The organism is Streptomyces sp. (assembly GCF_031181555.1).
GTDB classification, from domain to species: domain Bacteria; phylum Actinomycetota; class Actinomycetes; order Streptomycetales; family Streptomycetaceae; genus Streptomyces; species Streptomyces fimbriatus.
This window is the reverse complement of the sequence record NZ_JAPSKQ010000182.1, coordinates 1-9,453: the sequence shown is the minus strand read 5'-3', so window position 1 is coordinate 9,453 and position 9,453 is coordinate 1. Positions and strand designations below refer to the sequence as shown.

Sequence of the window (9,453 nt, the reverse complement as noted above, 5' to 3'; positions counted from 1 at the left end):
TGCGGCGCTGACCTTCCCGGTCCACGGTGACCGTGATCTGGTGCGGTCTGCAGGGGTGCGGGCGAGCGGATGACGGCGCAGGCGATTCCACCCGCTGACCGACACTCACCGCATCGAGGAACCCCAGTCGTGCGGCGGCCGGGGTCCCTCCCACCTCCGGTGCCGTTGTCGCGGCCCAGCCCGTCTTCGGAGAGGTCGAGGCGCCTGGACCGCACTACGGCATGTCCGCCACCGGTGGCGCCAAGCCGGCCCGTCCACGCCCACACCGTGGCGCTGCAGATCGTCCACCGCGCCCTCGACGCGGGCATCGGCTTCGTCGCCACCGCGGACGTGTACTCCGCCGGCGTCCCGGAGGAGATCGTCGGCAAGGCCCTGCTCGCACGTCCCGCGACCGGTGCCTGCCACCGGGCGACGATCGCGTCGGTGAGGCCGGTGGCGGTGTCGTGCCCGCCGTCCCGCGTCTCGCGCGACCCCGGCTCCGCGGGCGGTGGTCGTGGAGCCGGGCGGTGTCATTTGGTCGCGCCTTGCGCGAAGCCGTTGTAGATGTAGCGCTGGAGGAAGAGGAACACGAGCAGGGTCGGGGCGATCACCAGGATGGCGCCGGCCGAGATGTTCTCCCAGTGCGCGCCGAAGGGCCCCTTGAAGCGGAACAGCGCGGTGGAGATCGTCCCCAAGTCCTCCGAGGGCATGTAGAGGAAGGGGATGTAGAAGTCGTTGTAGACGGTGATCCCCTTGATGATCACGACCGTGGCGACGGCCGGTTTCAGCAGGGGCAGGATGATCTTCCAGTAGATGGTGAACGAGTTCGCCCCGTCCAGGCGCGCGGCCTCGTCGAGGGAGACGGGGATGCCCCGGATGAACTGCAGGAAGATGTAGATCGAGACGATGTCCGTCCCCATGTAGAGCAGGATCGGTGCCCAGAGGCTGTTGAACAGGCCGAAGCTGTTGACCACCTGGAAGGTCGCGACCTGGGTGGTGACTCCGGGGACCAGCGTGGCGATCAGGAACAGCGCCATGATCGGTTTCTTCGCCCGGAAGTCGAAGCGGTCGATGGCGTACGCGGTCATCGAGCCGATGACGACCGTGCCGGTGATGGAGAACAGCAGGATGACGGCGGTGTTGCCGAAGGCGGACAGCATCTTGCCGTCGTTGAACGCCGTCACGTAGTTGTCGAAGTTGAGCCAGTCGCCCGGCAGCGACAGGGCGCCGCCGTCGGCTACCTCCTCGGAGGTCTTCAGAGAGGTGAGGAAGACGACGACGAGCGGGATCAGCACGACCAGCGACGTGAGGATCAGCGACAGGTAGGTCAGGGCGGGCGCGACTCGGCGGCGCCGCGCGGGCAGGGGCGTGGTCATACGAGGTCTACCTTCTCGTCGGGCACGAGGCGGCGCTGGATCCAGGTGATCAGCAGGATGATCAGCAGCAGGACGACTGCGGCAGCCGACGCCAGGCCCGTCTTGTTGAACTGGAAGGCGAGCTTGACCGTCTGGATGACGAAGGTCGTGGTGCCGGTCGCGCCGCCGGTCATGATGTAGGGAATCTCGAACACCGCCAGGGATCCGGAGATCGCCAGGATCACGCTCAGGCTGACCACCGGACGGATGCTCGGGGCGATGATGTGCCGGAACTGCTGCCAGCGCGTGGCCCCGTCCAGCTGGGCCGCCTCGTACAGCTCGGCGGGGATCGACTGGATCGCGCCCAGGAACAGCACGAAGTTCAGCCCGGTGAAACGCCAGACGGACACGCCGGCCAGCGAGGTGTTCGCCGACACCGGGTCGCCGAGCCACGCATGGTCGGAGTCGGCGCCGAACCACGACAGCACCGAGTCGAGCGTGCCGCCGTCCTGGAAGAAGTACAGGAACACGAAGCCGATCGCCACGCCGTTGATCAGGTAGGGGAAGAACAGGATCCCCTTGAACAGGTTGCGGAAGCGCAGATTGAAGCTGAGCACGGTCGCGAAGTACAGGGCGATCACGATCTGCACGGCGGAGGCGGCGAGGTAGTAGAAGCTGACGAAGAACACCCGGAACAGCTCGGGCCGGGTGAAGATCTGCTCGTAGTTGTCGAGGCCGGTGAAGTTCCGGTCGGGGCTGACGCCGTCCCAGTCGGTGAAGCTGTAGTAGATCATGTTCCCCACGGGCACGTAGGTGAACGTGACCAGCAGCGCCAGGGGGACGGCGAGGAAGAGCCAGGGGGTGACGCGGCGCAGCGCACTGCCGCGCGGGGGCGAGGAGCGATGCGCCGTTCCGGGAGGCGGGGCGGTGGCGCGCGGCACCTTCGCGGGTGCCGTGTGGGTCGTCTCGGTCATGTCGGGCCTTTCATCGTCCGCTGATCTGCGACGGGCGGCCGGCCCCGTCCGCTGGTCCGGGCGGGGCCGGCGACGTCTGGTGGAAGAGGAGCCGGCGGGGTCAGGGAGCGACGGTGCCGGCCGCCTCGTTCCACCTCTTGTCGAGGTCCGCGAAGAAATCCGAGAGGCTGCCCTGCTGCGCGCCGCGCGCGGTGTCGACGAGCTTCTGGCGGTAGTCCGGCTTGTTCAGGCCGATCTCGGCCGCGTTGTCGATGGCGTTCACCGCGCCGGTCTCGGCCTCGGAACGCTCCAAGAAGTTGACATCGTTGTCAACGAAGTCCTCGAGTGTGTCGGGCATGGGGGCGGACCTCAGTGCGGGGACCGCGCCCTCCTTCGCCGGGAAGCCGGACTTCTCGGTGAACCAGTCGACCCAGGCCCGCGCGGCGGTCTTGTGGTCGGAGTGGATGTTGACCGCTTGCTGGTAGTCGGAGGCGAGGACGGCGCAGTACTTGCCGTCCTTCCGCGCCGGGAAGGGCATGAAGCCGATGTCATCGGGATCGGTGCCGGCCTTCTCGGCCGCGGCCCGCATCTGGGTGATGGCCCAGGAACCCAACTGCATGGTGGCGACCTTGCCCCGGGCAATCATGTCCTTGGACGCCTCCCAGTTCGTGGTGTTGGGGTCCTTCTCGGACAGGCCGCCCTCGACGATGTCGTGGAGGAGCGAGTCGATCGTGTGCAGTTCGCTGCCCCGCTTCCACGGGGAAACGGGCCCGGCGAGCTTGTCATTGGCCTTGGCGTCACAGGTGACCGAGCCGATGTTGTTGCTCCATGCGGTCAGCGGCCAGCCGTCCTTGAAGTTCGTGTAGTACGGCACCGAGTCCGTCTTGGACTTGATCGTCTTCAGGTCGTCGACGAACTCCTCCGGTGTGGCGGGCCAGTCGGTGATGCCGGCCTTCTTCCAGACCGCCTTGTTGTAGAGGAAGCCGTTGGCGGTGCCGAAGGTGCTGACGCCGTAGACCTTGCCGCCGACCTCGGCCTTGTCGCTGAAGCGGTACCTGTCGCCCAGCTCCGCGGTGCTGCCCAGCGGGGCGAAGAACTTCGGGTAGTCGTTCTTGGCGACGGCGGCCGGGATCATCAGGACGTCACCGTAGTCCTCGGTGTTCATCCGGATCTTGACCTCCCCCTCGTAGTCGGTGAGGGCCTCGAACCTCACCTTCACCTCGGGGTAGGTCTTGTTGAACTCGGCGGCGTACTTGTCCATCGTCCCGTTCTGGACGAGGTCGGTGCGGTGGGTCAGCACCTTGATGGTGCCCGAGGCGTCGGCGGGGTCGGCGGGTGCCTTCGCCGTCTCACCGGACGCCGCGCCCTGGCCACTGCATCCCGCGACGGTCATGATCGCGGCGGCCAGAAGCGCTCCCGTGAGCGTCTTCTTCTTCCCCATGTGCCCAGCTCCTTCAGGATTGCGGCTCAGCTCTGCGGGTGGGATGTCGGCACTATGTCAGTCCTCAGTTAACCGGTAAAGCTCAGATTTCGAGCGCGATGCATAATCGTTACCGGAGCATGGAGAGGGTGGGGTTCTATCTGCGAAGACTGGATGGCGATGGCCGAATGCGGTCACTAGACCGGTTTATGGACAAGGGCTGGTCAGCAGGTTAGGTTGACCGCCGTTGTCCGTCCACCTGCCCGAGTCGGGCGATTGGAGCCGCACCATGAAGGACGTCACCCAGCTCACCGAGGGCTGGAGCCTGCGCCATGGAGACGATGTGCTGGAGGCCGCGGTGCCTGGCTGCGTCCACACCGATCTGCTGACCGCCGGGGTCATCCCCGATCCGTTCCTGGGCCGCAACGAGACCGACGTCGACTGGGTGGGCCGTCGTGCCTGGACGTACGTCCGCCACCTCGGACACGACAGCGGGCACGAGCGCACCGACCTGGTCTTCGACGGCCTGGACACGGCCGCGTACATCACCTTGGGAGGCCGCCCGGTCGGCGCCACCCGCAACATGCACCGCCGCTACCGGTTCGACGTCACGGGCCGGACCGGGCGGCTGGAGATCCGCTTCGCCTCCGCCTACGACGAGGCCGCGGCGGTCCGTGCGGTCACGGGGGAGCGGCCCAACGTCTACCCGGAGCCCTCGCAGTACATCCGCAAGATGGCCTGCAACTTCGGCTGGGACTGGGGGCCGACGCTGGTGACCGCCGGCATCTGGCGGCCGGTGCGGCTGGAGCACTGGTCCACCGCCCGCATCGCCGACGTCCGCCCGCTGGTCACCGTGGACGGGGGAACCGGCCGGGTGGAGGTGCGGCTGGAGATCGAACGCACCGCGCAGGGACGGGGACGCACGCTGCGCGCGGAGGCCCGGGTGGCCGGCGCCCGCGCCGAGGCCGTCCTGGCCGGCGACGAGGCGGTGCTGCACCTGGAGGTGCCGGACCCGAGCCTGTGGTGGCCCCGCGGCTACGGCGAACAGCCCCTGTACGACCTTCGCCTCACCCTGAGCGACGAGGGCGGCCCGCTGGACACCTGGCACCGCCGGATCGGCTTCCGCACCATCGAGCTGGACCGCTCGGCCGACGAACACGGCACCGGATTCACCCTCGTGGTCAACGGCGTACGGATCTTCGCCCGCGGCGTCAACTGGATCCCCGATGACGCCTTCCCCTCCCGCGTCACCCCCGAGCGCTACCGCACACGGCTGACCCAGGCCGCCGAGGCGGGCGTCGACCTCGTACGGGTCTGGGGCGGCGGCATCTACGAGGACCGCGCCTTCTACGACGCCTGCGACGAACTCGGGCTGATGGTCTGGCAGGACTTCCTCTTCGCCTGCTCCGCCTACCCGGAGGAACAGCCGCTGCGCGGCGAGATCGAGGCCGAGGCCCGCGACAACGTTGTCCGACTGATGCCGCACCCGTCGCTGGTCCTGTGGAACGGCAACAACGAGAACCTGTGGGGCTTCCGCGACTGGGACTGGGAGGCACCCCTCGCGGGCGACTCCTGGGGCGAGGGCTACTACCTCGGCCTGCTGCCCCGCGTCGTCGCCGAACTCGACCCCACCCGTCCCTACACCGCGGGCAGCCCCTGGTCCGGCTCCTGGGACCACCACCCCAACGACCCGGCCCACGGCACCCATCACTCCTGGGAGGTGTGGAACCGCCAGGACTACGCCGAGTACCGGGCGAGCGTGCCCCGCTTCGTCGCCGAGTTCGGCTGGCAGGCACCGCCGACGCTGGCCACGCTGCGTCGTGCCCTGCCCGGCGAGGATCTCGCCCCCGACTCCCCGGGCATGCTCCACCACCAGAAGGCCGAGGACGGCAACGGCAAGCTGAACCGCGGCGTCGCCCGCCACTTCGACCTGCCCGCCGACGACTTCGACCGGTGGCACTACCTGACCCAGCTCGTGCAGGCCCGCGCGGTCGCCGCGGGCATCGAGCACTGGCGCGCACACTGGCCCGTCTGCGCCGGCACCGTCGTCTGGCAGCTCAACGACTGCTGGCCCGTCACCTCCTGGGCCGCCATCGACGGAGACGGCCGCCCCAAGCCCCTCTACCACGAGCTGCGCCGCGTGTACGCCGACCGGCTCCTGACCCTGCAGCCCGGCGACGACGGTCTCGTGCTCGCCGCGGTCAACCAGTCCGCCGAGCCCTGGCGGACGCCGGTGACGCTGCGGCGGGTGCGAGCGGACGGAACCACGGTCGGCGCGACCGTTCTCGAGGTGGTCGCGGACCCCCGTGCCGTCGCCAGGGCCGCGGTGCCCGAGGAGCTCGTACCGGACGCGCGGTCCGCGAAGGAGTTCCTGGTCGCCGACGCCGACGGGCTGCGCGCTCTGCACTTCCCCGTCCCCGACAAGGACTTCGCCTACCCCCGCCCCCGCTTCGACGTCACTCTGGAGCCCGTATCCGGTCAGGGGGATAGAGTCGACGTCGTGGTGAGCGCCCGTACCCTCGTCAGAGACCTCCTGCTCCAGCCCGACCGGCTCGGTCAGGCCGTCGCCTGCGACCGCGGCCGGCAGACCCTGCTGCCCGGCGAGCGGACACGCATCCGCGTGCACGGCTGTGGCACCGTCACCGCCGACGACGTCAGGGCCGCCCTGTTCTGTGTGGAACCGGTGTGAGCGCCTCCACGGAGCGCGTCACCATCAAGGACGTCGCGGCCCGGGCCGGGGTGTCCAAGGGGGCGGTGTCGCTCGCCTTCAACCACAAGCCCGGCGTCTCCGAGGCCACCCGCGAGCGGATCTTCGCGGTGGCCCGGGAGCTGGGCTGGGCCCCGAGTTCCACCGCCCGCAGCCTGTCCAGCCAGCGGGTCGACATCATCGGGCTGGTCCTGTGCCGGCCGGCCCGGCTGCTCGGCCTGGAGCCGTTCTACATGGACTTCGTCTCGGGCATCGAGAGCATCCTGGCGGAGCGGTCCTGCTCGCTGCTGTTGCGGCTGGTGCGCGACCTCGACGAGGAGATCGCGGTCCACAGGGAATGGTGGCGCGGCCGGATGATCGCCGGCGCGATCCTGGTGGACTTCCGCGAGGACGATCCCCGGGTGCCCGCCCTGCGGGGCCTGGGCCTGCCCGCGGTCGCCGTCGGCCATCCTTCTCTCACCGGCCCCTTCCCGGCGGTGTGGACGGACGACGCGTCCGCGGTCGCCGAGGCCGTCCGCTACCTGGCGGCCCTCGGCCATCGGCGCGTCGCCCGTGTCGGCGGGCCGGCCGACCTGGGGCACAGCGCCATCCGGGCCCGTGCCTTCGCCGACACCGTTCGGGAGCTGGGCCTGAAGGAGGCGCGGCAGATCGCGACCGGATTCGACGAGAAGGAGGGGGCCCGGGCCACCCGCACCCTGCTGCTCGCCGCCGACCGGCCGACCGCGATCGTCTACGACAACGACATCATGGCGGTCGCGGGGGCGGGTGTGGCGGCGGAGATGGGATTCACCGTTCCCGACGATCTGTCGCTGCTGGCGTGGGACGACTCCCAGCTGTGCCGGATCACCCACCCGACGATGTCGGCCATGAGCCACGACGTGCACCACTTCGGCGCCGAGGTGGCGCGCGTGCTCTTCGAGGTGATCGGCGGCGCGCACACGGCTGGTCATCAGGTGCCGACGCCGTCGCTGACCCCGCGCGGTTCCACCGCTCCGGCACCGGGCACGCAGTCCCCGTGACACGGAGAGGGCCGCGTCCGGTGCGGACGCGGCCCTCTGGCACGCCGGGAGCCGCGGTGCCAGCTCTTCGCGCAGGTACTGCCGTTGAGAGCGAAGGCGGCCGGGACGCCGTTGGCGCCGGTGGACGAGCCGTTGAAGCCGAAGCTCACCGTGCCGCCGACCGGGATGGTCTCCGTCCAGGACTCGTTGGCCGCCCGGACCTCGCTGCCCTGCTGGACGGCCTTGGCGTTCCACGCCCGGTTCAGCTTCTGCCCGCCGGGGAAGGCGAACGCGAGCTGCCAGCCCTTGACGGCCGTCGTGCCGGTGTTGCGGATGGTGACGTCCGCGTTGAACCAGTCGCCCCAGTCGCTGATGCGGTAGCCGACCGCGCAACTCCCGGTGGCCGGACCGCTGTCGGCGAAGACGCCGGCTTCCTCGGCCGTCTGCTGGATGCCGTTGGCGCCGGAGAAGATGCGCTGCCCCCAGGTGGTGAGACGCGTGGCGTCGAAGCCGGTGGCCATGTCCAGGTACTCGACACCGCCGCCGTTGCCGCTCCACGACCAGCCGAGGTACCCCACCCCGAGCCGCTGCGCGGTGGACATGATGGCGTTCTCGTCCGGATCGCCGTCTGAGTGCATGTCGCCGAATTCCCCGACGACGACAGGAAGGCGCTGGGAGGTGAACCGGTTGAGGCAATCCCTCACCTCATCGGCGGTGTTGAGCACAGCGTACATATGGACCGAGAACACCGTGTTCTTCGCGGGGCCCGCGGCGAATACCTCCGCGGCGTGGTCACGCATCGTGAGAGACCAGTCCTGGCCCCAGTTGGGGGCGTCGACCATGAGCGTGTGGTCGAATCCGGCCGCCCGCATGCGGTCGATCGCTTTCCTGGTGTCGGCGGTCCACGGCGTGAGTCCGGAATCGCCGTTGCCGTACGGCTCGTTCCCGATGTTCGGGATGACGTACTTCTCCTGACCCCTCACCGCGTCCTTGACGCTGATCCAGTAGTCGACGGCGCGGGAGAGCGGGACGGCTCCTTCCTGCTCGCCGTAACCGGTGGTGTCGTGCGCCTCCAGGACGCAGACGAGCCGGTTCTGCTTGCACTGCGACACGACGGCCGCCACGCCGGCGGTGCCGTTCTTGGCCCAGCGGTCGCCCGTGGCGAGCACCACGCGCACGGAGTTGGCGCCCAGTGCCTTGATGGCCTTCAGGGCTTGCGCGGTCCTGGTGGGGTACCAGGCGTGGGCGTGATTGACGCCGCGCAGGACGAAGTCCCTGCCGTTCGCGTCCAGGAGCCGTCCGTCGGCGACGTGAAAGCCCGGCGCGGCCTGCGTCTCGGCCTGGTGCGGTGGACGGTGCGGCCAGGACCGCGGAAGCCAGGGCCGGCAACGCTCCCGCTGCGGTGGCCAGTCTCTTCCTCATGGTGCTCCCAAGGTGGTGGCTCGTGCGGCCGGACGCCGGACGGGCCCGCGCGGCACGGCACAGCCGGTCATCGTGGGGTTGTGGTTCCGGCTCGCCCGGCCTGTCCCGGCGTGGGGCGCCGGCGGACCGAGAGGGCAAAGTGCCGAGCCGGTTGGACATCCCGCTGCCCGGCTTTTCGAACGCGGCTCACACCGGGCAGCGGGACGCCGAGTCACCGATCAAGGACACCCCTTGACGTCCTCGCGTCGAAAGAGATGACCCAAAGCCCCCTCGATCGGCGGCCGGCAGAGAGGCTGGAACGAGGATTCCGCACATACAGCAGCTCGAGCGAAACCGGTTAAGTTTAGTTGTGGTTCAGTTGTCGCCCCCCGGTGCGGTGGTGGCCCGGAAGACCGTTCCCGCACCGGAGACGGTGACCTCTTCCCCGGTCGGCACGTAGGCGGACCCGCCCGCTTCGAGCACGACCTCGTCCCCGGTGGTGGCGAGGCGGACCGTGCCCCCGGTGCACACCAGGATCTGCGGCCGGGACCCGGGCAGTACGCGGGCGCTGTCTCCCGCTCCCCGCACGAGACGTGACAGCCGGAAGTCGTCGACGGGCACCGGGTACACCTCTTCGTGG

General features: G+C 69.5%; 6 protein-coding genes and 2 pseudogenes. 3 read left to right on the top strand and 5 right to left on the bottom strand.

Going from position 1 to position 9,453, the window contains the following annotated elements:
* Positions 1-279: 279 nt before the first annotated feature.
* Positions 280-384 (top strand): annotated as a pseudogene (locus tag RIM90_RS26980) (aldo/keto reductase); the annotation flags it as partial.
* Positions 385-509: 125 nt separating this feature from the next.
* Here the strand turns inward: RIM90_RS26980 and RIM90_RS26975 are convergent.
* The 3 genes from RIM90_RS26975 to RIM90_RS26965 form a co-directional block, all read right to left on the bottom strand.
* Positions 510-1,355 carry a carbohydrate ABC transporter permease gene (locus tag RIM90_RS26975; RefSeq protein ID WP_309063355.1) on the bottom strand — a complete coding sequence of 282 codons (846 nt, stop codon included), beginning with the start codon at positions 1,353-1,355 and terminating at the stop codon, positions 510-512.
* Positions 1,352-2,308, bottom strand: a complete 957-nt coding sequence (locus tag RIM90_RS26970) for a sugar ABC transporter permease (RefSeq protein ID WP_309063354.1) — start codon at positions 2,306-2,308, stop codon at positions 1,352-1,354. The genes RIM90_RS26975 and RIM90_RS26970 overlap by 4 nt, the downstream gene beginning before the upstream one ends.
* Positions 2,309-2,408: 100 nt before the next feature.
* A complete protein-coding gene (locus RIM90_RS26965) occupies positions 2,409-3,728 on the bottom strand; it encodes an ABC transporter substrate-binding protein (RefSeq protein WP_309063353.1) in 1,320 nt (439 codons plus the stop codon).
* A 268-nt stretch (positions 3,729-3,996) separates the two neighbouring features.
* Here RIM90_RS26965 and RIM90_RS26960 point away from each other — a divergent pair, with 268 nt between their 5' ends.
* Positions 3,997-6,396, top strand: a complete 2,400-nt coding sequence (locus RIM90_RS26960; RefSeq protein ID WP_309063352.1) for a glycoside hydrolase family 2 protein — start codon at positions 3,997-3,999, stop codon at positions 6,394-6,396.
* Positions 6,393-7,433 carry a LacI family DNA-binding transcriptional regulator gene (locus RIM90_RS26955; protein WP_309063351.1) on the top strand — a complete coding sequence of 347 codons (1,041 nt, stop codon included), beginning with the start codon at positions 6,393-6,395 and terminating at the stop codon, positions 7,431-7,433. Before RIM90_RS26960 ends, RIM90_RS26955 begins: the two co-directional genes overlap by 4 nt.
* Here RIM90_RS26955 and RIM90_RS26950 read toward each other — a convergent pair.
* Both RIM90_RS26950 and RIM90_RS26945 read right to left on the bottom strand, forming a co-directional pair.
* Positions 7,364-8,677, bottom strand: a complete 1,314-nt coding sequence (locus tag RIM90_RS26950) for a cellulase family glycosylhydrolase (protein ID WP_309063357.1) — start codon at positions 8,675-8,677, stop codon at positions 7,364-7,366. The genes RIM90_RS26955 and RIM90_RS26950 overlap by 70 nt on opposite strands.
* A gap of 511 nt (positions 8,678-9,188) precedes the next feature.
* A pseudogene (locus RIM90_RS26945) lies at positions 9,189-9,453 on the bottom strand (mannose-6-phosphate isomerase, class I); the annotation flags it as partial.

Excerpts from the sequence above, each read along its gene's own strand:
- RIM90_RS26975 (WP_309063355.1), bottom strand. The coding sequence starts at position 1,355 with ATGACCACGCCCCTGCCCGCGCGGCGCCGCCGAGTCGCGCCCGCCCTG.
- RIM90_RS26970 (WP_309063354.1), bottom strand. The coding sequence starts at position 2,308 with ATGACCGAGACGACCCACACGGCACCCGCGAAGGTGCCGCGCGCCACC.
- RIM90_RS26965 (WP_309063353.1), bottom strand. The coding sequence starts at position 3,728 with ATGGGGAAGAAGAAGACGCTCACGGGAGCGCTTCTGGCCGCCGCGATC.
- RIM90_RS26960 (WP_309063352.1), top strand. The coding sequence starts at position 3,997 with ATGAAGGACGTCACCCAGCTCACCGAGGGCTGGAGCCTGCGCCATGGA.